Below are 22268 nucleotides of genomic sequence, written 5' to 3'. Positions count from 1 at the left end.
GATATACCGCTATCGCGAGCAAGCCCGCATACATTTGATCTTCAGTGTGTCAGGCCAGCTCGGTGGCGGTGTTTTTAACTACCGCCAACTCTGGGTGCGCCACTAATTTGTCGATGTGCAACTCGTCATTGTTCAACCACGTTTCCGTCAGCACCCGATAGTGCTCCATGTCCCGGCAACGCATGCGCAGGCTGTAGTCGAACGGTCCGCTGATCAGTTGGCATTCGAACACTTGCGGGCAAGCCTTGACGCAGGCCTCGAACGCTTTCTGTGCCGAGCGTCCGCTCTGGTTGGAAAGCGCCACCAAGACCAGCAGCGACAGCCCTGGCGAAACCATTTGCACATCGATAATGGCCCCGTAACCGCGAATTACCCCGCGCCGCTCCAGCTTGCGCACCCGCTCCAGGCAGGGCCTGGGCGTCAGGTGTACCAGCGACGACAGTTTCTCGTAGGTAATACGCCCCTGATGACGCAGCACGTCGATGATGGCTTCATCGATGCGATCCAGCACAGGGGAAGAGTGGGGTCCGTTGGCCTTGGTATCCATGATCGATTCTGTGTTCACTTCAAGCGGTTGGAGAGAAATTGCTGCAAGCGTTCGCTGTTGGGGTGATCAAGGATTTCGGCGCTGCCGTGTTCCTCGACCCGCCCCTGATGCAGGAACAGCACTTGGCTGGACACTTGCCGGGCAAAGCCCATTTCGTGGGTAACCATGAGCATGGTACGGCCTTCCTCGGCCAACGTCTGTATGACTTTCAGGACTTCTCCTACAAGTTCTGGGTCAAGTGCCGAGGTCGGTTCATCGAACAGGATGATCTCCGGTTCCATGGCCAATGCCCGGGCAATGGCCACGCGTTGCTGCTGGCCACCCGAGAGAAACGCCGGATACTGATCCGCCGCCCGGCCCGGCAGGCCCACCTTGTCCAGGTACATCCGCGCACGCTTTTGCGCCTCGGCCTCGCTGACGCCCAGCACCCGGCGCGGTGCCATGCAGATGTTTTCCATTACGGTCATGTGGCTCCACAGGTTGAAATGCTGGAACACCATGGCCAGGCGCGTGCGCAGGTTTTGCAGTTGTGCCTGGTGCGGCGTCTGCGAGCCTGCGCGACCCTGGCGCATTTCAATGCTGATGCCGTCCAGGGTGATGACCCCGGCGTCGGGTTGTTCGAGAAAGTTGATGCAACGCAGCATGGTGCTTTTGCCGGAGCCGCTGGCGCCGATCAGGCTGATCACGTCGCCCTTGCTGGCGTTCAGCGAGACACCTTTGAGCACTTCATGTTCGCCGTAGCTTTTATGCAGGCCTTCGACCTTGAGTTTGATGCTGGCGCCTGCCGCCACGGCACTTGGGCGTGGAGCGGCAACGTCTGCAGGATGAGCGGCCAGGGCCTGTGCGGACTGATTCATGGGTTAGCCTCGGGAAGGAACAAGAAAACGCATCCAGCGACGTTCGGCCAGTCGAAACAGGCCCACCAGTGCAAAGGACAGCAGCATGTACAGCAGCGCGGCAATACCGAATGCCTGGAAGGTCAGGAACGTCTCGGCATTGGCGTCGCGGGCCACCTTGAGGATATCGGCGATGGTTGCAGTGAACGCCAGCGAAGTGGCGTGGAGCATCAAGATCATTTCGTTGCTGTAGGCCGGCAACGAGCGGCGCAGTGCAGCGGGAATCACGACAAACAGGTTCATCCGCCAGCCGTGCAAGCCATAGGCGCGTGCTGCTTCAATCTCGCCATGGGGAATATTGCGGATGGCCCCGGCGAAGATTTCCACGGTGTAGGCGCAAGTGTTGAGCACAAAGGCCAGCAGGGTGCAGTTCAATGCATTGCGGAAAAACTGGTTGAGTATTGCGTTGTCTTGCACCACTTCCAGGCTGTAGAGGCCGGTGTAGCAAATCAGCAACTGGATATACAGCGGCGTACCGCGAAACAGGTAGGTGTACAGCTCCACCGGCCAACGCAACCAGAAGTGTTCGCTGACGCGGGCAATCGCCAGTGGGATCGACAGGAAAAAACCCAGAACTACCGAGACAATGAACAGCCACAACGTCATGGCGACTCCGGACAAGCCGAACCCATCAGTCCACAGGTAGGCCAGGCCGTATTGCTGGATCAATTCGATCATCGCGTCACTCCCTTGATACCGACGTTATAGCGTCGTTCCAGACGTTTGAAGATGTGGTTGGAGAGGGTGGTGATCACCAGGTACACAAGGGCCGCGAGAATCAGGAAGTACAACGGATTATTGGTGGTCTTGCCGGCGTTCTGTGCTGCCTTGACCAGGTCCGCCAGGCCGATGATCGACACCAACGCGGTGGATTTGAGCAGCACCAGCCAGTTATTGCCCAGGCCCGGTAGTGCGAAGCGCATCAGTTGCGGGAACATCACCAGCCGAAACCGCTGCCAACGGCTCAAGCCATAGGCAGTCGCTGCCTCCAACTGACCTACCGGGACACTGAGCATCGCACCGCGAAAATTCTCGGTGAAATAGGCTCCGTAGATAAAGCCGAGAGTGACCACGCCTGCGGTGAAGGGATCGATCTCGAAGTAGTTCCAACCGAGCATCTCGGTCAGGTCGTTGAGCCACAGTTGCAGGCTGTAGAAAATCAGCAGGATCAGCACCAGGTCGGGCACGCTACGGATCAACGTAGTGTAGAGCGTCGCGGGGATGCGCAGCAGCCTGGCGCTGGATAGCTTGGCGCCTGCGGCGATCAGGCCCAGTGTCAGGCTCAGGACCAGCGCCAGGAATGCCAGTTTGACTGTCATCCAGGCACCTTGGGCCAGCAACGGGCCGAAGCCTTGCAGGTTGAGGAGTTCATTCACGGGAAGGAATCTCTGTTAAGCGTGGAACCGGCATCGCCCACCCATGGAGGGGAGGGCGATGTTTTGTATCCCCGGGGCTGGGATCACTCGTTGTAGATATCCTGGTCGCCGAAGTATTTCTTCTGGATCCGGGTATAGGTGCCATCGGCCTGAACGGCGGCGATACCTTTGTTGATCAGCGCCAGCAACTCCTTATCGTTCTTGCGCAGCCCCATGGCGATATCCAGCGGCAGGGTCGGGTCCTTGAAGGCCGGGCCGGATTTGTAGTCGGCGCCTTCGGGCTTGGAGAGGAAGTTGAGCTGGGCTTCGAGCTTGTCGGTCAGAGTCGCGTCGAGGCGGCCGTTCTGCAGGTCGGCGTAGTTCTGGTCCTGGGACTGGTAGGCCTTGACCTGCGCACCCAGTTTCGCAAGGTGGGCACGGGCGTAGGCTTCTTGCAGCGAGCCCTGGAGGACGCCGACCTGCTTGCCTTTGAGCGATTCGGGGGTGTCACCGAAATCGGCATTCTTACGGGTGATCACCGAGGTCGGGCTGAGGAATAACTTGTCACTGAAGTCGATCTGTTTTTGCCGGGCCGGGGTCACGGCCATCGAGGACATGATGGCGTCGAACTTGCGCGCGCGCAGGGCCGGGATCATGCCGTCGAATTCATTGTGAACCCACACGCACTTGACCTCGAGCTTGGCGCAGATTGCGTTGCCCAACTCGATGTCAAACCCTTGCAGGCTGCCGTCGGCGGCCACGGATTCAAAAGGCGGGTACTCAGGAAAGACGCCGAAGCGGATCTCCTTCACGTCCTGGGCGTGGACGGCGGTGGCGCACAGCGGCAAGAGCAGCGCGGCGATGAGTGATCGGAGCGGAGTCATGGTGTATTCCCTATATTTTGTAATTGATGTCAGGGCAGTAGAAAGGTGCTGCGGGTGCATTCATTTGCTGACTCTTTGGTCGCGCTCAGAATGCTTCAAGAAGGTGCGTTTTTTGTGTCGTTTACCCCGGTTCCGGCATGCGGAATACGCTGTTAAAACGCAGGTCACAGCACAATCGGCTGCAGCACCCTGCAATTCGGCTTGGCGGTCGGCGGATTTTGGCCTGCACCTTGCGCAAAGTGGCAGGCCAGAGCGGTTTCAGGCGCGCTTTTTGTGCTGTGCGGCAGGCTGTTGCGCCAGCCGTGCAAACAGGTCCTTGGGGTCGGCCAGGTCCGGTACCAGCTCCAACTCGCTGCCCACGTCCAGGGCCTTGGCCACATCCAGCACATAGCGCAGTGCCGAATAATCCTCGATGGCGAAGCCGACCGAATCGAACAGGGTGATTTGGCGCGGATTTTCCCGGCCTGCAACCTGGCCGTTGATCACTTGCCACAACTCGATCACTGCAGAGTCATGCGGCATGTGCTGGATTTCGCCTTCGATACGGCTTTGTGGCTCGTACTCGACGATCACCCGCGCGCGCTCGACGATGCGGCGGTCCAGCTCAGTCTTGCCGGGGCAATCGCCGCCCACGGCATTGAGGTGCATGCCTGGCTCGATCATGTCGTCAGTGAGAATCGTCGCGTAGGCCTTGTCGGCGGTAACAGTGGTGACGATGTCGGCGCCTTTGACCGCTTCGGCAACGCTATTGGCCAGCACCACCTTGATCGCTGGAAACGCTTTAAGGTTGGCCGCCAGTTTGGCCATCGCCCTGGCATCGATATCGAACAGGCGGATTTCAGTGATGCCGAGCATGGCGTGGAACGCCAGGGCCTGGAACTCGCTTTGCGAGCCGTTGCCGATCAGCGCCATGCTGCGGCTGTTGTCCCGAGCCAGATAGCGCGCTACCAGTGCCGAGGTGGCGGCAGTGCGGATTGCGGTGGTCAGGGTCATTTCGCTAAGCAGCACGGGCTTGCCGGTATCCACATCGCCCAAGGCACCGAAGGCCATGACGGTGAGCATGCCGCTCTGGGTGTTTTTTGGGTGGCCGTTAACGTATTTGAAGGCATACAGCGCAGCATCCGAGACCGGCATCAACTCGATCACGCCCTCGGGCGAGTGGTTGGCCAGGCGCGCGCATTTCTCGAAGTCCTGCCAGCGCAGGTAGTCGGCGCGGATGTATTCGGCCATTTCGGTGATGCAGGTTTGCAGGCCTTTTTGCGAAACCAAGTAGCTGAGGTCGTTGACGTCGATATAACGGGTCATGGAAAAACTCCTTTTATTGGAATGAGATACGGGCCGGAAGATGCACTTCGGCCAACATGCAGCGGGCGCTGCCACCGCCGATGCGTTCGATGTTGTCGATGTTGACGACTACCGGCCGGGTGTGACGCTCCACATGTTGGCGTTGGCCGGGCTTGAGGGATTGCCAGGCGCTGGCGGACATCACCAGCAGTGGCTGGCCGTCGCGGTCGTGGACTTCGAGCATGTTGCCGGCGAAGGCTTCCAACTGGTCGAAGTCCAGGGCCAGGATGTCTTTGCCGGTGTCGCGCAGGGAGCGTTCCAGGCCCAGGCGTTCGTGCTTGTCGGGCAGCGCCTGCAGGCACACCACCGAGAGTTCACGGCCGACACTCATCATCACGTTGCTGTGGTAGATCGGTGCGTGGTGACGGTCGACGGCGTGAAACATGCAGACCTGATAGTCCAGGCGCTCGGCGAACTGGCGCAGGGCATCGTGATGCGTGCGTCCCGAATGGCAGGCGTAGCTGATCCGGTGCTGACGGTCGAGGACCATGCTGCCGGTGCCTTCGAGGAACATGTTTTGCTGTTCCAAGTGGCTGAAATCAATGGTGTCGCGGATGGCGAAGCGTTGCTCCAGCACTTGCAGCACGCCTTTGTTGCGTTCCAGTCGTCGGTTCTGGCCTTCCATCGGGTACAGCACCAGGCTGCCGTCGGCATGGCTGCTCCACCAGTTGTTGGGGAAAATCGAGTCCGGGGTATGAGGCGCGGGAGTGTCCTGCACCACCAACACTTCCACGCCGTGCTTGCGTAGTGTGTCGACGTAATCGTCGAACTCTTCCAGCGCTTTATGCTGTGCGGCCAGCGGGTCGAGCGGTGCGCGCTGGAAACGGTTGTTGACTGCGGTGTCCGGGTTGAAGGCAAAGCGCGCCGGGCGGATCATCAGGACAGTGTTGGTGGTTTGCATGGGGGCACGGGTCCATGGGGGTGGGCAGTGCGGCTATTTTGTGGCTTGTGGCAGGAGAATCCCGGCTGAAACAGGGGAGCGGCCCAGCCGGGAAAGCTGAAAAGATGGGTATGTCAGCCGAATCAGCTGTCGGATGGGGCGAGAGCAAAATGTGGGAGCAAGTCGAATCGTCGCACTGTCGCTCCCACATTTAGTATGGTGGCGGTCGTGATATCTGTTTCAGCAAGGAACCGCCCATGCCAACCGAAGTCCGCCTCGCCCAACCCAACGATGCCGAAGGCATCAGCCAGGTGATCCTGGCCGCTTTGCACAGCAGCAATGCGCAGGATTATCCGGCGGATGTAATCGCCCGGGTGGCAAGCAACTTTACCCCCGAGGCCGTGCTGGAACTGCTCAAGCGTCGGATCGTGCTGGTGGCCACGCAGGCACAAGTGGTTGTTGCCACCGCTGCGCTGGATGCCAGTGCAGTGCGTTCAGTGTTCGTCAATCCGGCACTGCAAGGGCAGGGCATCGGCCGCTTGCTGATGACCGAAATCGAAATCCGGGCGCGGGAGGCCGGGGTAACGGTACTGGTGGTGCCTTCATCCCTGACCGCCGAGTCGTTCTACAGCGCGCTGGGTTTTCAAACGGTGCGGGATGTCTATCACGGCAACGAGCGTACCCTGGTGATGGAGAAGGCGCTGTCTTCACGTCATCCCATCGGCCCTTATCGCGACCGACTGCACCGTGCCCAAGTGGCAGCGTTGTGGCGATTGGCATTTGGCTATGACGCCCCACACAACCGGCCAGAGATGGCCATTGATCGCAAGCTGGCAGTCGATGATGGGTTGTTTTTTGTCGCCACGGACAAAAACACTGTGATCGGCACCTTGATGGCCGGTTACGACGGGCATCGCGGCTGGTTGTATTCGGTCGCCGTGCAGCCCGAGTATCGCCGCCAGGGCCTGGGTGCTTCACTGGTGCGGCATGCAGAGCAGGCATTGATTGCCTTGGGTTGCATGAAAATCAACCTGCAGATCACCGGCGGCAATGACGCGGTGGTGGGGTTCTACGAGGCAGTGGGGTACGGGATAGAGCCGCGGATCAGCATGGGCAAGAAAATTGCGCAGAATATCCCCCAACCCTGAAAACACCCACAATCAAATGTGGGAGCCGGCTTGTCGACTCCCACACTTTGTTCAGCGGTTGACTCAGACCTTTACGATCCAGCCCGCTGGTGCTTCAACGTCGCCGGACTGTACGCCAGTCAGCTCTTTGTAGAGCTTCTGGGTCACCGGGCCGACGTCTTTTTCGCTGTAGAACACGTGAAGCTTGTCCTTGTACTCGATCCCGCCGATGGGTGTGATCACCGCTGCTGTACCGCAGGCGCCGGCTTCCTTGAAGTCGGACAGCTTGTCGATCAGCACGTCGCCTTCGACCACTTCCAGGCCCAGGCGCGATTTTGCCAGCTCGATCAGCGACAGGCGGGTGATGCCTGGCAGTACCGACGGTGAGCTTGGGGTAACGAACTTGTTGTCGTGGGTGATCCCGAAGAAGTTGGCCGAACCGACCTCTTCGATTTTCGAGTGGGTGGCCGGGTCCAGGTAGATGCAATCAGCAAAGCTGGCTTTTTTCGCCAGGGAACCCGGCATCAGGCTCGCGGCGTAGTTGCCACCGACCTTGGCCGCACCGGTGCCGTTTGGCGCGGCACGATCGTAGCCGGAGATCAGGAAGTTGTGTGGCGTCAGGCCGCCCTTGAAGTAGGCGCCGACCGGAATGCAGAAGATCGAGAAGATAAATTCGGGAGCGGTGCGCACGCCGATGTTGTCACCGGTGCCGATCACGAACGGGCGCAGGTACAGCGCACCGCCGGTGCCGTAGGGCGGGATGAAACGTTCGTTGGCGCGCACTACTTCCTTGCACGCTTCGATGAATGCCTCGGTCGGTACCTGCGGCATCAGCAGGCGGGCGCAGCTGCGTTGCATGCGCGCGGCGTTCTGGTCCGGGCGGAACAGGTTGATCGAGCCATCCTTGCAACGATAGGCCTTCAGGCCTTCAAAGCACTGCTGGCCATAGTGCAGGGCAGTGGAGCCCTCGCTGATGTGCAGCACGTTGTCGTCGGTCAGGGTGCCTTCTTGCCAGGCGCCGTCTTTCCAGGTCTGGAGAAAACGCTTGTCGGTCTTGATGTAGTCAAAACCCAATTTGTCCCAATTGATGCTTTCGTTACTCATGACACCCTCTATCTCTTCGCAACCGCCTGGTCTAAGGCAGGCTTTCGGTTTATTTCTGGATGGGCGCAACAATACTGCATTCTTGGCTTGTGTGGGAGCGGGCTGATTCAAATGTGCAGGGCGTGGCCCAATGCACGCAGTGCCGCTTCCTGCACCGCTTCGCCCAGGGTTGGATGGGCATGAATGGTGCCTGCCACATCTTCCAGGCGCGAGCCCATTTCCAGGCTCAGACCAAATGCCGTGGACAACTCCGAGACGCCGACGCCCACGGCCTGCCAACCGACAATCAGGTGATTGTCACGCCGCGCTACCACCCGTACAAAACCGGCTTTGGACTCCAGGGTCATGGCCCGGCCATTCGCGGCGAACGGGAAGCTCGATACGATACAGTCCAGGCCCGCTGCCTTGGCCTCGTCCGGGGTCTTGCCGACCACCACCAACTCAGGATCGGTAAAACAAACCGCCGCAATCGCTGCCGGGTTGAACTCGCGCTGCTTGCCACTGATCAACTCCGCGACCATTTCGCCCTGGGCCATGGCCCGGTGCGCGAGCATCGGTTCGCCGCTCAGATCACCAATCGCCCAGACGTTGCGCATGCTGGTCTGGCAGTGGCTGTCGATCTTGATTGCCGCACCGTTCATTGCCAGGTTCAGGGCTTCCAGGTTCCAACCCTGGGTGTTGGGTTTGCGCCCGACAGCCACCAACACTTGGTCGGTGTCCAGGGCCAGGGTGTCGCCGTCAGGGGTACGCACTTGCAGGCTTCTGCCTTCAAACCCGCTGACGCTGTGCTTGAGGTACAGCTTGACTCCCAACTGTTTGAGGGATTCAGTTACCGGTTGCGTCAGTTCGGCGTCGTAGGCCGGCAAGATACGGTCTTGCGCTTCCACCACGCTGACTTCGGCGCCGAGTTTGCGATAGGCAATGCCCAGCTCCAGGCCGATGTAACCACCACCGACCACGATCAGTCGCTTGGGCAGGTGTGTCGGGGCCAGTGCTTCGGTAGAGGAAATAATCGGCCCGCCAATCGGCAGCATGGGCAGCTCGACGCTTTTGGAACCGGTGGCCAGCAGCAAATGCTCGCACTGGATACGCTGGTCACCCACGTCCACGGTCTTGCCGTCGACCACCTTGGCCCAGCCGTGGATCACTTGCACCTTGTGTTTTTTCAACAGGGCGGCGACGCCGCTGGTCAGGCGGTCAACGATGCCGTCTTTCCACTCCACGCTTTTGCGAATATCCAGGGCCGGCACGTCGACCTCGATCCCCAGTGCCGAGCCCTGGCTGTGATGCACGGTTTGCTGGAACTGCTCGGCCACGTGAATCAGCGCCTTGGACGGAATGCAGCCGATATTCAGGCATGTGCCGCCCAACGCCTGGCCTTCTACCAGAATGGTCGGGATGCCCAGTTGGCCGGCACGAATCGCCGCCACATAACCGCCAGGGCCGCCGCCGATGATCAGCAGCGTGGTATTCAATATCTGCGACATGTCTTACTCCAGGAACAGGCTGGCGGGTTGTTCGAGCAGGCCGCGAACGGCCTGGATGAATTGCGCCGCATCCATGCCATCGACCACCCGGTGATCGAAGGAGCTGGAGAGGTTCATCATCTTGCGGATCACGATCTGGCCCTTGATCACCATTGGTCGTTCAACGATGCGGTTGACGCCGACGATGGCCACTTCCGGCAGGTTCAGCACTGGTGTGCTGACAATTCCGCCCAGCGCACCAAGGCTGGTCAGGGTAATGCTCGAGCCAGAGAGTTCATCGCGGCTGGCCTTGCCATTGCGTGCGGCAGTGGCCAGGCGGGTGATTTCCTCGGCGGTCCCCCACAGGCTGCGCGCCTCGGCGTGGCGCACCACGGGCACCATCAGGCCGACGTCGCTCTGGGTGGCGACCCCGACATGTACTGCACCGAGACGGGTGATGACCTGGGCTTGATCGTCATATCGCGCATTGATCTGCGGGAAGTCGCGCAGCGCCACGACCATGGCGCGCACGATGAACGGCAGCAGGGTCAGCTTGCCGCGTGTCGCACCGTGTTTTTCATTGAGATGAACGCGCAACTCGTCGAGGGCGGTGACGTCGATTTCTTCCACGTAGCTGAAATGCGCGGCACGTTGAGTGGCGTCCTGCATGCGCTGGGCAATCTTGCGGCGCATGCCGATTACCGGGATTTGCTCTTCGTCGTTGCGTTCGGCGTACGGGTTGGCCGTTGCCGTGGTATTCGCCGCACCTTGTTGCAAGTAGGCGTCGAGGTCTTCATGCAGGATGCGCCCTGCGGGGCCAGTGCCTTGCACCAGGCGCAACTGGATCCCGGCATCCAGCGCATGCTTGCGCACGGCCGGGGAGGCCAGCGGGCGCTCAGCGGCCTCGCGGGCTACGGGGGCTTGCGCGACCAGCGGTTTGACCGCCGGTTTGCTTTCAATAACCGCAGCCTTGGCTTCGACCTTCGGTGCCGGTTCCGGGGCGGTCTCTTCAACCATGGCTGACAACGCCGAATCCTTGGTATTACCGGCGCCTTCCACTTCAATGCTGATCAGGATACTACCCACCGCCATGACTTCACCCGGCTCGCCGCCGAGGGCAATCACCTTGCCGTGGACCGGCGAGGGGATATCCACCATCGCCTTGTCGGTCATGACATCCGCCAGCACCTGGTCTTCCACGACCATGTCGCCAACCTTGACGTGCCACACCGACAACTCAACTTCTGCAATGCCTTCGCCAATGTCCGGCATCTTGATGACGTGCGTGCCCATTCAGACCTCCATGACCCGTTGCAAAGCCGCGCCCACACGGGACGGACCAGGGAAATATGCCCACTCTTGTGCGTGCGGGTAGGGAGTGTCCCAGCCGGTCACACGCTCGATAGGCGCTTCCAGGTAGTGGAAACAGTGCTCTTGTACCAGCGACACCAGTTCAGCACCGAAACCACAGGTGCGAGTGGCTTCATGCACCACCACGCAACGGCCGGTCTTTTTCACTGACTTGACGATGGTTTCCAGGTCCAGCGGCCACAGGCTGCGCAGGTCGATGACTTCGGCATCGATGCCGGTTTCTTCGGCGGCGACTTGCGACACATACACGGTGGTGCCGTAGGTCAGCACGGTAACGGCAGAGCCCGGACGGGCAATGGCAGCCACATCCAGCGGCACGGTGTAGTAGCCCTCTGGAACTTGTGCCTGCGGGTGTTTCGACCACGGGGTTACGGGGCGGTCGTGGTGGCCGTCGAACGGGCCGTTGTACAGGCGCTTGGGCTCGAGGAAGATCACCGGGTCATCGTTCTCGATGGATGCGATCAGCAAACCCTTGGCGTCGTAGGGGTTGGAGGGCATCACGGTGCGCAGGCCGCAGACCTGGGTGAATACCGCTTCGATACTCTGGCTGTGGGTCTGGCCACCATAGATACCGCCGCCGCAGGGCATGCGCATGGTCAGCGGTGCGGTGAACTGGCCGGCCGAGCGATAACGCAGGCGCGCCGCTTCGGAAATGATCTGGTCGGTGGCCGGGTACACGTAGTCGGCAAACTGGATTTCTGCCACCGGGCGCAGGCCATAAGCGCCCATGCCCACGGCTACGCCGACGATGCCGCTTTCGGAGATTGGCGCGTCGAATACCCGTGAGGTGCCGTACTTGTTCTGCAAACCTTCGGTGCAGCGGAACACGCCGCCGAAGTAGCCAACGTCCTGGCCGAACACCACGACATTGTCGTCACGCTCAAGCATCACATCCATGGCCGAGCGCAGGGCCTGGATCATGGTCATGGTGGTGGTAGTCATGGCGGTTTCCAGCTCGATTTTATTGTTGTGATCGTTCATGTCAGATCCCCAACTCCTGACGCTGGCGCTTCAAGTGCTCCGGCATCTCTTTGTAGACGTCTTCGAACATGGTCGCGGCGCTTGGAATCTGGCCGCCGGCGAGGGTGCCGTACTGCTCGGCTTCTTTCTGTGCGGTGAGCACTTCGGCTTCAAGCTCGGCACTGACCGTGGCGTGTTCCTCTTCGGACCACTGGCCGATACGGATCAGGTGCTGCTTGAGGCGAGCGATCGGGTCGCCCAGCGGGAAGTGGCTCCAGTCGTCGGCCGGACGGTACTTGGACGGGTCGTCGGAGGTGGAGTGAGGACCTGCGCGGTAGGTAACCCACTCGATCAAGGTCGGGCCGAGGTTGCGGCGGGCACGTTCGGCAGCCCAGGCAGAAGCGGCGTACACCGCGATGAAGTCGTTGCCGTCGACCCGCAGCGACGCAATCCCGCAACCCACGCCGCGTCCGGCGAAGGTGGTAGCTTCACCACCGGCGATGGCCTGGAAGGTGGAAATCGCCCACTGGTTGTTGACCACGTTGAGGATCACCGGCGCACGATAGACGTGGGCAAAGGTGAGGGCGGTGTGGAAGTCCGACTCGGCAGTAGCGCCGTCGCCGATCCACGCCGAGGCGATCTTGGTATCGCCCTTGATCGCCGAGGCCATGCCCCAGCCCACCCCTTGTACGAACTGGGTGGCGAGGTTGCCGGAAATGGTGAAGAAGCCGGCGTCCTTGACCGAGTACATGATCGGTAACTGGCGCCCCTTGAGCGGATCGCGCTCGTTGGACAGCAGTTGGCAGATCAGGTCCACCAGCGGTACTTCCCGGGCCATCAGGATGCTTTGCTGACGGTAGGTGGGAAAGCACATGTCGTCGATGTTCAAGGCCAGGGCCTGGGCGCTGCCGATGGCTTCTTCGCCGAGGCTTTGCATGTAGAACGACATTTTCTTCTGGCGTTGGGCGACCACCATGCGGTTGTCGAAGATCCGCGTCTTGAGCATGGCGCGCATGCCGCGGCGCAGAATCTCCACGGGAACGCCTTCGCCCCACGGGCCCAGGGCCTGGCCCTGGTCGTCAAGCACACGAATCAGGCCCTTGGCCAGGTCGGCCGTGTCGGCAGGCTCCACGTCAATCGCGGGTTTGCGCACTGTGCCGGCGTCGGTCAGACGCAGGTAGGTAAAGTCGGTTTTGCAGCCTGGACGGCCGGAAGGCTCGGGAACGTGCAGGCGCAGCGGTTCGTATTGCTGGGTCATGGCTTTCTACGCTCGATCTTGTGAATTTCTTGTAGTGGGCGCGCTTAGCTGACAGTCAGTCCCCGGGTAGGGGAAATCTTGTCCTACAACAATCATAGGCCCGGCGTAGAAGAATATTTATCTCTGTTTTGTTGCGCCTGAGATCATTTGAGGATAAAAAATCTGCATAAACATAATAAACAGGTGGTTTTGTCTCATGCGCAAGCTGGACCGTATCGATATCGGGATTCTCAACAACCTTCAAGAGAACGCTCGTATCACCAATGCTGACCTCGCACGCTCGGTCAACCTGTCACCCACGCCGTGTTTCAATCGGGTCAAGGCGATGGAAGAGTTGGGGTTGATCCGCGAGCAAGTGACTCTGCTGGACGCCGATCTGCTGGGGCTGCACGTAAATGTGTTTATCCATGTCAGCCTGGAAAAGCAGAACGAACTGGCGTTGCAACAGTTCGAAGGGGCGATTTCCGACCGGCCCGAAGTCATGGAGTGCTACCTGATGGCCGGCGATCCGGACTACTTGATCCGGGTGTTGGTGCCGACCATCCAGTCGCTGGAGCGCTTCATGATGGATTTCCTGACCAAGGTCCCGGGGGTTGCGAACATCCGCTCCAGTTTTGCCCTCAAGCAAGTGCGCTACAAGACGGCGCTACCGTTGCCGGCCAATGGCATCAATCTGGGCACATGACATGTGGGGCTTGCTCCCACACAAGCCCCCCACAGTTGGTTGTGTATTTCAAAGTTGGTTGAGCGGGATCTTGAGGTAAGTCACACCGTTGTCCTCCGGCGGCGGCATATGCCCGGCGCGCACATTCACCTGGATCGCCGGCAGCAACAGCGTCGGCATGCCCAATCCTGCGTCGCGCTGGGTGCGCATCTCCACAAACGCAGCTTCGTCCACCCCGTCATGCACGTGAATATTGTTGGCGCGCTGTTCGGCGACGCTGGTCAGGCATTTGGCCGGACGACCTTCGGGTGGGTAGTCGTGGCACACATACAGGCGGGTTTGCGGTGCAAAGGCCAGCAGCTTGCGCATCGAGGCGTATAACTGGCGGGCGTCGCCGCCGGGGAAATCGCAGCGTGCGGTACCGACGTCGGGCATGAACAGCGTGTCGCCCACCAGGATCAATTGGTCATCGATCAGATAGGCCATGTCCGCCGGCGTGTGGCCGGGCACATGCAGCGCCTGTGCCTTGAGGTCGCCGATGTGGAACACCTCGTCCGGGGCGAACAGATGGTCGAACTGCGAACCGTCGATGCAAAATTCCGGCTCCAGGTTGAACAGGTTCTTGAATACACCCTGGACCTTGCTGATGGACTGGCCGATGGCGATCTTGCCGCCCAGTTCCCGGCGCAGATAGGGAGCGGCAGACAGGTGATCGGCGTGGGCGTGGGTTTCCAGCAGCCACTGCACCTGCAAGCGATATTCGCGCACAAAAGCAATCACCCGGTCAGCTTGCGTGGTATCGGTGCGCCCGGCGGCCGGGTCGTAATTGAGGACTGAGTCGACAATGGCACATTGCCCTCCGTGCTCCGTATAGACGACATAGGTGTAGGTCGACGAAGCTTCGTCCAGAAAGGATTGAATCAACGCGGGCATGACGGCAGTCCTGAGTGGCGGATAGCGGTTACATTCAAGATGTTTTCCACATAGGCTTGCCAGCTTAAGGGAAAAAAAGCCTCTGAGGCAAAGGATCGGTCCAGCGCCGGGCGTGACGCTATACAGCAACGACCCTTGTGTGCATTTCAATAGATAAGGCGTTAGAACATGAACGACCAACACTGTGGAGCAACCATCAGTGGCGATATCGTGGTCATTGGCGGTGGCTCGGCAGGCATCGGCCTGCTGGCCAGCCTGCTCAAGCGCGATCCCCACCTGAATATCACCCTGATCGAACCCAACGACGAACACTATTACCAACCCGCCTGGACCCTGGTGGGCGGCGGCGCCTATGACGTGCGCAAAACCATGCGACCCATGGCCCAGGTGCTGCCCGATGGCGTGGCCTGGGTACAAGCGGCGGTTACCGCGTTGCTGCCTGGCGAACGCACCCTGGTTCTCGACAGCGGCCAGCGGGTGACCTGGAATAACCTGATCGTCTGCCCCGGCCTGCGCCTGGCCTGGGAGAAAATAGAAGGTCTGCAACAGACTCTGGGCCAGAACGGCGTGACCTCCAACTACAGCTACCAGCACGCCGCCTACACCTGGCAACTGGTGCAGCAATTGAAAGGCGGCAAGGCGATCTTCACCCAGCCGGCCATGCCGATCAAATGCGCCGGTGCGCCGCAAAAGGCCATGTACCTGTCCTGTGATCACTGGCTCGGGCAAGGAGATCTGAAAAACATTGATGTGGAATTCAACCTGGCGGGTGCTGCGCTGTTCGGCGTGGCGACGTTTGTGCCGCCGTTGATGAACTACGTCGAGAAATATGGCGCGCGACTGGCGTTCAACGCCAACCTGGTCAAGGTCGACGGTCCGGCGCGCAAGACCTGGTTCGAGGTCAAGGACGCCGAGGGCAATCTTCGCGTCGAAGAAAAAGCCTTCGACATGCTGCACGTGGTTCCACCCCAGGAGGCCCCGGAGTTTATCCGTCACAGCCCCTTGGCCGACGCCGCCGGCTGGTGTGAGGTCAATCCCCACAGCCTGCAGCATCTGCGTTACCCGCACATCTTCGCGCTCGGGGACGTGTGCTCTACCAGCAACGCCAAGACTGCTGCAGCCGTGCGCAAGCAAATCGTCGTGGTTGCGCAAAACCTGCTGGCCTTGCGCAAACAGGCGCCGCTGCCGCTCAAGTACGACGGCTATGGCTCCTGCCCGCTGACGGTGGAGAAGGGCAAGGTGGTGCTGGCCGAGTTTGGCTATGGCGGCAAACTGTTACCCACTTTCCCCCTTGACCCCACGGTAGCCCGGCGTTCGGCATGGTTTCTCAAGGCGACGTTGCTGCCGTGGTTCTACTGGAACGGCATGCTCAAGGGCCGTGAGTGGCTGACCCGTTTGTCCAAGGTGGATTGAGAGAGCCCTATGCTGCTGGCAAGTTTTTTTGGTGTGATCATGGGCCTGGTCATGGGGTTGACCGGGGCCGGGGGGGGCATTCTCGGGGTACCGGCATTGGTTCTGGGGTTGGGCTTGAGCATGACCGAGGCGGCGCCGGTTTCGTTGTTCGCGGTCGGCGCGGCAGCGGCAGTCGGGGCAATCGACGGTTTGCGTCATGGCCTGGTGCGCTATCGCGCCGCGCTGTTGATCGCCTTGCTCGGGGCATTGTTTTCGCCGCTGGGTGTGTTTTTTGCCCATCAACTGCCGGACAAGATCCTGATGGCTCTGTTCAGCGTGCTGATGGTGTTGGTGGCGTGGCGCATGTTGCGGCGCGAGAAGGTTGAGATCGGCCCCAGCGACCATGGCGCCGCTTCCTGGGGGCAAAAGAACTGCATGCTCGATCAGCAGACCGGCCGTTTTGCGTGGACAGCCAAATGTACCGCGACCCTGGCTGCGCTGGGCGCAGTGACGGGCGCGGTGTCGGGGTTGTTGGGAGTGGGTGGCGGTTTCCTGATCGTGCCGGCGTTCAAGCAACTGACCGATGTACAGATGCGCGGCATTGTTGCCACGTCGCTGATGGTGATCAGCCTGATATCCCTGATCGGCGTGGTCGGTGCGTTTCATGCCGGGGTGAGTATCGACGCGATGGGCTGGGTGTTCATCGGCGCCAGCATCGTCGGCATGCTCGCCGGTCGGCGCCTGGGCTCATTGATCAAGGCCCGCGTGTTGCAGGTCGGCTTTGCCAGCCTGTGTGTGATGGTTGCAGCCGGCATGCTGTTCAATGCCTTCGTTGCGACATAAGCGCTACCAGGCTTAATCCCTTAGTGGCGGGCCTTTGGCGAGGCGTCGTTGGCCCGCCTAAAGGAGCCGCCATTTCCCTCCAATGCAGCCTATGAGCGCGCCGTCGCGCTTTCGATAATCGCCTCCGACATCAAGTCCCCGTTGCGGAGCGCACCATGCATAACAATAAGAACTTCCCACGTCTGTTGCCTGTGTTTATCGTCAGCCTCGCTCTGAGCTCGGCCGCTGAAGCCGAGATCGTCCTGTACGACAAGGACGAAACCACATTCTCCACGGATGGATACGTCAACGCGTTTTACGTCAACAGTGACGTGGACCGTGCCGGCGAGCAGTACGACCGGCGTCAGGCCCGGGTGAAGATGGGGTTCTTGCCCAACTACCTGGGTTTCAACATGGGCAAGCAGGTCGACGACCTCAAGCTCGGCGCCCGTGCTTCGTTCTGGGTGACGATCAATGACAGCGAAACCAACGGCACCGACACCGCCATCGACGTGCGCCAGTTCTACGGCACCGTGGCCAATCCAGGATGGGGCGAAGTGCTGATCGGCAAGGATTTTGGCCTGTTTGCCCGCTCCAACATCCTGCTGGACGAATTGCTCGCCGGTTATGGCCAGGTCAGCGACAGCCTGGGTCTTGTGGACGGTGGCGGGGTGTCATTCGGCAATATCGGCAGCGGCTATCCGTACCCGTTCCCGACCTCGCAGATCACCTATCGCACCCCGGTGATGGAAGGGTTGCGGGTGGCCGTAGGCATCATGGACCCGGTAGACACCAACGACAGCAGCCCACTGGGCAAGGCGTACCAGAAGAACCCACGCACCGAGAGCGAGATCACCTACCAGTTCGACGTCGGTGGGGCGAAGATCTACAGCTGGCTCAACGGTACTTACCAGACCTCGGACAATACCGACTCCAGCGTGGAGTCAGTGACTTCCAAGGGCCTGGGTTACGGTGTGCAGGCGAAAATGGGCGGTTTGTCGCTGACCGGCTCGGGCTTCCAGGCCAAGGGCATCAATCCATTTTTCACCAACAATGCCGGTGAGGCGACGTTGCGCAATGTCGACAGCAATGGCTACCTCTTGCAGGGCTCGTACAAGCTGGGCAAGAACCGCCTGGCGTTGTCCTACGGCAAGACCAAGGATGACGGCAACGGCGTGGTCGGCAGCGGTGCCGATTATGAAACCCGTGGCATTGCGTTGTTTCATGACATCAACGACAACTTGAAATTGGTGGCCGAGTACAACCAGTTCCAGATCGAGGGCCATGACAGTGACGCGCAGAATGAGGACACCGATACGTTTGCGGTGGGCGCTGTGCTGACCTGGTGATACGGATATAGCCATGACGTACACAGTGAAGTCATGGCGAGCCATCGACCCTTGATGGCTCTCATCCCATCGAACCCCCAACCCGCTACCCAAGTAGCATAGGTCGACTCTCCCCACCTTCGTAAACTTGAGCCTCAAAGGCGGGGGAGTCGAGCATGCAACAGGTCCAGAGCGAAGGCGTTGTCACTGCCATGTCCCAGGCCACCGATGCCCGGCAAGTGGCCGATGAATTGACGCGCCAGTTGTTGCACCCCCACCTCGGTTTCGTGCTGTTCTTCTGCTCCGCCACCTACGATCTGAAAAACCTCGGCCAGGCGCTGCAGCACAGCTTCGGCGGGATTCGCGTGGTGGGTTGCACCAGCGCCGGCGAGATCACAGCCCAAGGCTACGGGCGCAACTGCGTGACGGCGGTGGGCTTTGATCATCGGCACTTTTCCATCGCCACTGAATTGATCGACCAGGTGGAGCGCTTCAGTCTGATTGACGCCCAGCAAATGGTCGAGCGCCTGGTGGGTGGCTGCCGCAGCAACACCCTGGCGCCAATCAAGGGCAACACCTTTGCCCTGACCCTGCTCGACGGCCTATCCAGTCGCGAAGAAATGGTCCTTGCCGCCCTCAGCGCCGCCTTGGGAGACATCCCGCATTTTGGCGGCTCGGCGGGCGACGACAATCACCTGACGCACACCCATGTGTATTTCGACGGGGCCTTCCACAGCGGCGCGGCGGTGGTGGTGCTGGTCAATACCTGGCTGGATTTTGAAGTGTTCACCACCCACCACATCCTGCCCAGGGCACAAAAACTGGTGGTGACCGGTGCCGACAGCACGTCGCGCCGGGTTTTCGAGCTCAACGCCGAGCCCGCCGCCCAGGAATACGCCCGGCACATTGGGGTGTCGGTGGGGCAATTGGACCACCGGATTTTCGCCGCCCATCCGTTGGCGGTACGGATCAACGACCAGTATTACGTGCGCGCGATCCAGCAAGTCCACGCGGACTTGAGCCTGAGCTTCTACTGCGCGGTGGAAAACGGCATCGTCCTCACCGCGATGACGCCCGGGCCGATCCTGCCGAACCTGCAAACCCTGTTCGACGGCCTGCAGGCACGTCTTGGCGATTTATTGCTGACCATTGGCTGTGACTGTTTTTTGCGGCGCCTGGAGCTGGAAGAGCACGGCACCCTGGAGCAGATCGGCGGTTTTTTACGCGAGCAGCGGGTGATGGGTTTCAACACCTACGGAGAACAGTTCAATGGCATGCACATCAACCAGACCTTCACCGGGGTCGCCATTGCCCGCGGTCGCGCCCCTGGACATCGCTGAACTCAAGGCCCAGGTCAGCGCGTTGCAGCAGGAAAACCACAAGCTGCAACGCATCAACGCGGCCCTGATCGAACGCGTCGAATCGGGCTTGGCGCGGGGCAATGACCCCTATGCGGTGTTCCAGCACTCGGTGGTGTTGGCTGAGCAGGTTCGCGAGCGCACTGATGCGCTGAACCAGGCGATGGCCGAACTCAAGGCCAGCAACCATCTGCTCAGCGATGCGCGGTTGCGGGCGGAAACCGCGCACCAGCACCTGATCGATGCAATCGAAAGCATTTCCGACGCTTTTGTCCTGTTCGATCAGCAGCAGCGAATCGTGCTGTGCAACAGCCGCTTCAAGGCGTTCTGGCGCAACAGCCAGGTGCGGCTCATCGCAGGCATGCGGCTGGAGGAGGTCAAGCGGCTGATGTCCACCACCGGCCTGTTTGCCGAAGAAAGCCGTGGGCATGACCAGGGAAATCTGTTTTACCGCCTGCACAATGGCCGCTGGCTGCAAGTCAGCGAGCGACCGACCCAGGACGGTGGGCGGGTGTTTCTGTTCACCGACATCACCGATGTCAAGCGCAGCGAAACCGCGCGTCGCGAACAGGCAGTGGCGCAGAAGTCGCACCTGTTGCAACGGGCGGTGGACAACCTTTCCCAGGGCGTGGCGATGGTCAGTGCCGAGGGCGTCCTGGAGTTGTGGAACCGCCGTTTCCTGGAGCTCAGTGGGCTGGCGCCGGTCGCCGCCCATCGATTGTTCGCCGAAGTGATCGCCGACAGTGAGTTGCATTTACTCACGCCCGCCAGCCGCGATGCCAATGGTCGCCTGATGCAAGAGTGCGAACAGCGCCTGATGGATGGGCGGGTCCTGGAAATTCGCACGCACCCGCTGCCTACCGGCGGCTTTGTCAACACCTTTACCGACATCACCGAACGCTATCAGCACGCCCAGACCTTGAGCGAAAGCGCGCGCTGGATTCGCCTGATTACCGACCATGTGCCGGCGTTGATTGCTTACCTCAATGCCGACCTGGTCTATGAGTTCACCAATAAAGTCTACGAGCAATGGTACTGCTGGCCCCGCGGCGTGATGCTCGGCCAGAGCCTGCGCGAGGCCCACAGCGAGCAGCATTACCAGCGGCTGGAAGCCTACGTCGCGCGGGCGCTGGCGGGTGAGAGCGTGACCTTTGAGTTTGCGGAAACCAATATCAACAACCAGGAGCGTTACATGCTGCGTTCCTACGTGCCCAACCGCCTGGCCAATGGCGAGGTGGTGGGGATCTTTGTGCTGATCCGCGACATCACCGAGCGCCGCCGCACCGCCGAAGCGTTGCATCAGGCCTACCAGAACCTGGAGTTGCGGGTGCGCGAACGTACCGCCGAACTGACCTGCCTCAACGATCAACTGCTGCGTGAAATCGACGAGCGCCGCCGCGTCGAGTCACGCCTGCGAGAGGCCAAGCTGGAGGCCGAGCGGGCCAACCTGTCGAAAACCAAGTTCCTGGCGGCGGTCAGCCATGACCTGCTGCAACCGCTCAACGCTGCACGTTTGTTTACCGGCGCGTTGCTCGAGCGCCGCGAGTCCGTGGCCAACGAGACGCTGGTGCGCAATGTCAGCAACTCCCTGGAAGATGTAGAAAACCTGCTGGGTACCCTGGTGGATATTTCCAAGCTCGATGCCGGGGTGATCAAGGCCGATATAGCGCCGTTCGCCCTGGACGAGTTGCTGGGCAACCTGGCTGCCGAATATACCCACGTCGCGCGCAGTGAAGGGCTGACGCTGCATTTCATCCGCTGTTCGGCGCTGGTGCGCAGCGACATCCAGCTGCTGGCCAGGATCTTGCGCAACCTGTTGAGCAACGCTATTCGCTATACCAGCGAAGGCCGTGTGCTGTTGGGCTGTCGCCGTCATCAACAACGCTTGTCGATCCAGGTCTGGGACAGTGGCATGGGCATCGCCGAGGAGCGTCTGGAGGAGATTTTCCAGGAGTTCAAGCGCGGCGATGTGCAGCGCCCGGACCAGGATCGCGGGCTGGGCCTGGGGCTGGCAATTGTAGAGAAAATCGCCGGGATCCTTGGGCACCGGATCACCGTGCGCTCCTGGCCCGGCAAAGGTTCGATGTTTTGTGTCGAGGTGCCGCTGAGCGCAACTGCGCCTAAAGCCTTGCCGATGCCGGTCATGAGCGAGCCGCTGCTTGAACGCCTGCAGGGCGCGCGGGTCTGGGTGTTGGACAACGACGCGGCGATCTGCGCCGGCATGCGTACGCTGCTGGAAGGTTGGGGCTGCCAGGTGATCACTGCGTTGTCGGAACAGGACCTGGCGCGCCAGGTGGACAACTATCATGCCGACGCCGATTTGCTGATCGCCGATTACCACTTGGACGATGAGCAAAATGGCGTGGATGCGGTGGCCAGGATCAATGCCCGGCGCGCCACTGCCATACCGGCGATGATGATTACCGCCAATTACAGTAATGAGCTCAAGCAGCAGATTCGGGAATTGGGGCACACGTTGATGCACAAGCCGGTGCGGCCGATGAAATTGAAGATGGCGATGGGGTATCTGCTTGGGGGAGATGGGGCTAAGGGTCGCCTCTCACCCTAGCCCTCTGGGG

At 60.6% G+C, this 22268-nt stretch carries 20 protein-coding genes; 7 read left to right on the top strand and 13 right to left on the bottom strand.

What is annotated here, in order from left to right; genetic code table 11:
- Positions 1-49: 49 nt before the first annotated feature.
- The 7 genes from OQ460_RS14780 to ctlX all read right to left on the bottom strand — a co-directional run bounded on the left by OQ460_RS14780 (position 50) and on the right by ctlX (position 5927).
- The gene (locus tag OQ460_RS14780; RefSeq protein ID WP_410018194.1) at positions 50-547 is read right to left on the bottom strand and encodes an Lrp/AsnC family transcriptional regulator; all 498 of its coding nucleotides are present in this window, start codon (positions 545-547) and stop codon (positions 50-52) included.
- A 14-nt stretch (positions 548-561) separates the two neighbouring features.
- Positions 562-1404, bottom strand: coding sequence for an ABC transporter ATP-binding protein (locus OQ460_RS14775; protein ID WP_410018193.1), 843 nt, complete (start codon positions 1402-1404; stop codon positions 562-564).
- Between the two features lie 3 nt (positions 1405-1407).
- Positions 1408-2121, bottom strand: coding sequence for an ABC transporter permease (locus tag OQ460_RS14770; protein WP_410018192.1), 714 nt, complete (start codon positions 2119-2121; stop codon positions 1408-1410).
- The gene (locus OQ460_RS14765) at positions 2118-2819 is read right to left on the bottom strand and encodes an ABC transporter permease (protein ID WP_410018191.1); all 702 of its coding nucleotides are present in this window, start codon (positions 2817-2819) and stop codon (positions 2118-2120) included. Before OQ460_RS14765 ends, OQ460_RS14770 begins: the two co-directional genes overlap by 4 nt.
- A gap of 83 nt (positions 2820-2902) precedes the next feature.
- The gene (locus OQ460_RS14760; RefSeq protein ID WP_410018190.1) at positions 2903-3682 is read right to left on the bottom strand and encodes an ABC transporter substrate-binding protein; all 780 of its coding nucleotides are present in this window, start codon (positions 3680-3682) and stop codon (positions 2903-2905) included.
- A 258-nt stretch (positions 3683-3940) separates the two neighbouring features.
- Complete coding sequence (locus OQ460_RS14755) at positions 3941-4987, bottom strand: ornithine cyclodeaminase (protein WP_410018189.1); 1047 nt, start codon at positions 4985-4987, stop codon at positions 3941-3943.
- A gap of 13 nt (positions 4988-5000) precedes the next feature.
- A complete protein-coding gene (gene ctlX, locus OQ460_RS14750; RefSeq protein ID WP_410018188.1) occupies positions 5001-5927 on the bottom strand; it encodes a citrulline utilization hydrolase CtlX in 927 nt (308 codons plus the stop codon).
- A 236-nt stretch (positions 5928-6163) separates the two neighbouring features.
- On the opposite strand from ctlX, the gene OQ460_RS14745 reads away from it, so the two are divergent.
- Positions 6164-7054: a GNAT family acetyltransferase gene (locus OQ460_RS14745; protein WP_410018187.1), complete on the top strand. Its 891-nt coding sequence runs from the start codon at positions 6164-6166 to the stop codon at positions 7052-7054.
- Between the two features lie 63 nt (positions 7055-7117).
- Here OQ460_RS14745 and OQ460_RS14740 read toward each other — a convergent pair whose 3' ends face one another.
- The 5 genes from OQ460_RS14740 to OQ460_RS14720 form a co-directional block, all read right to left on the bottom strand.
- Complete coding sequence (locus tag OQ460_RS14740; RefSeq protein WP_410018186.1) at positions 7118-8137, bottom strand: branched-chain amino acid aminotransferase; 1020 nt, start codon at positions 8135-8137, stop codon at positions 7118-7120.
- Between the two features lie 107 nt (positions 8138-8244).
- A complete protein-coding gene (gene lpdA / locus OQ460_RS14735) occupies positions 8245-9624 on the bottom strand; it encodes a dihydrolipoyl dehydrogenase (RefSeq protein WP_410018185.1) in 1380 nt (459 codons plus the stop codon).
- 3 nt (positions 9625-9627) lie between these two features.
- Positions 9628-10896, bottom strand: coding sequence for a dihydrolipoamide acetyltransferase family protein (locus OQ460_RS14730; protein ID WP_410018184.1), 1269 nt, complete (start codon positions 10894-10896; stop codon positions 9628-9630).
- On the bottom strand, positions 10897-11955 hold the full coding sequence (locus OQ460_RS14725; protein ID WP_410018183.1) for an alpha-ketoacid dehydrogenase subunit beta: 1059 nt from the start codon (positions 11953-11955) through the stop codon (positions 10897-10899).
- Position 11956: 1 nt separating this feature from the next.
- Positions 11957-13192, bottom strand: a complete 1236-nt coding sequence (locus tag OQ460_RS14720; protein WP_410018182.1) for a 3-methyl-2-oxobutanoate dehydrogenase (2-methylpropanoyl-transferring) subunit alpha — start codon at positions 13190-13192, stop codon at positions 11957-11959.
- Positions 13193-13388: 196 nt separating this feature from the next.
- Here OQ460_RS14720 and bkdR point away from each other — a divergent pair, with 196 nt between their 5' ends.
- Complete coding sequence (bkdR, locus tag OQ460_RS14715; RefSeq protein ID WP_410018181.1) at positions 13389-13877, top strand: Bkd operon transcriptional regulator BkdR; 489 nt, start codon at positions 13389-13391, stop codon at positions 13875-13877.
- Positions 13878-13925: 48 nt separating this feature from the next.
- Here bkdR and OQ460_RS14710 read toward each other — a convergent pair whose 3' ends face one another.
- Entirely contained in the window at positions 13926-14789 is an 864-nt protein-coding gene (locus OQ460_RS14710; protein WP_410018180.1) for an MBL fold metallo-hydrolase, read from the bottom strand.
- Positions 14790-14957: 168 nt separating this feature from the next.
- Here OQ460_RS14710 and OQ460_RS14705 point away from each other — a divergent pair, with 168 nt between their 5' ends.
- The 5 genes from OQ460_RS14705 (at position 14958) to nahK (ending at position 22258) form a co-directional block, all read left to right on the top strand.
- Positions 14958-16202 (top strand): NAD(P)/FAD-dependent oxidoreductase, encoded by a 1245-nt coding sequence (locus OQ460_RS14705; RefSeq protein WP_410018179.1) that lies wholly within the window; start codon positions 14958-14960, stop codon positions 16200-16202.
- Positions 16203-16211: 9 nt separating this feature from the next.
- Positions 16212-17024, top strand: a complete 813-nt coding sequence (locus OQ460_RS14700; RefSeq protein ID WP_410018178.1) for a sulfite exporter TauE/SafE family protein — start codon at positions 16212-16214, stop codon at positions 17022-17024.
- Positions 17025-17179: 155 nt separating this feature from the next.
- Positions 17180-18352 (top strand): porin, encoded by a 1173-nt coding sequence (locus OQ460_RS14695; protein ID WP_410018177.1) that lies wholly within the window; start codon positions 17180-17182, stop codon positions 18350-18352.
- A 155-nt stretch (positions 18353-18507) separates the two neighbouring features.
- Positions 18508-19671, top strand: coding sequence for a nitric oxide-sensing protein NosP (gene nosP / locus OQ460_RS14690; protein ID WP_410018176.1), 1164 nt, complete (start codon positions 18508-18510; stop codon positions 19669-19671).
- Positions 19640-22258, top strand: coding sequence for a hybrid sensor histidine kinase/response regulator NahK/ErcS' (gene nahK / locus OQ460_RS14685; RefSeq protein ID WP_410018175.1), 2619 nt, complete (start codon positions 19640-19642; stop codon positions 22256-22258). Before nosP ends, nahK begins: the two co-directional genes overlap by 32 nt.
- Positions 22259-22268: the final 10 nt, after the last annotated feature.

It is taken from the genome of Pseudomonas imrae (assembly GCF_046352735.2).
Classification (GTDB): Bacteria; Pseudomonadota; Gammaproteobacteria; order Pseudomonadales; family Pseudomonadaceae; genus Aquipseudomonas; species Aquipseudomonas imrae.
This window is presented reverse-complemented; position numbering and strand designations above follow the sequence as displayed.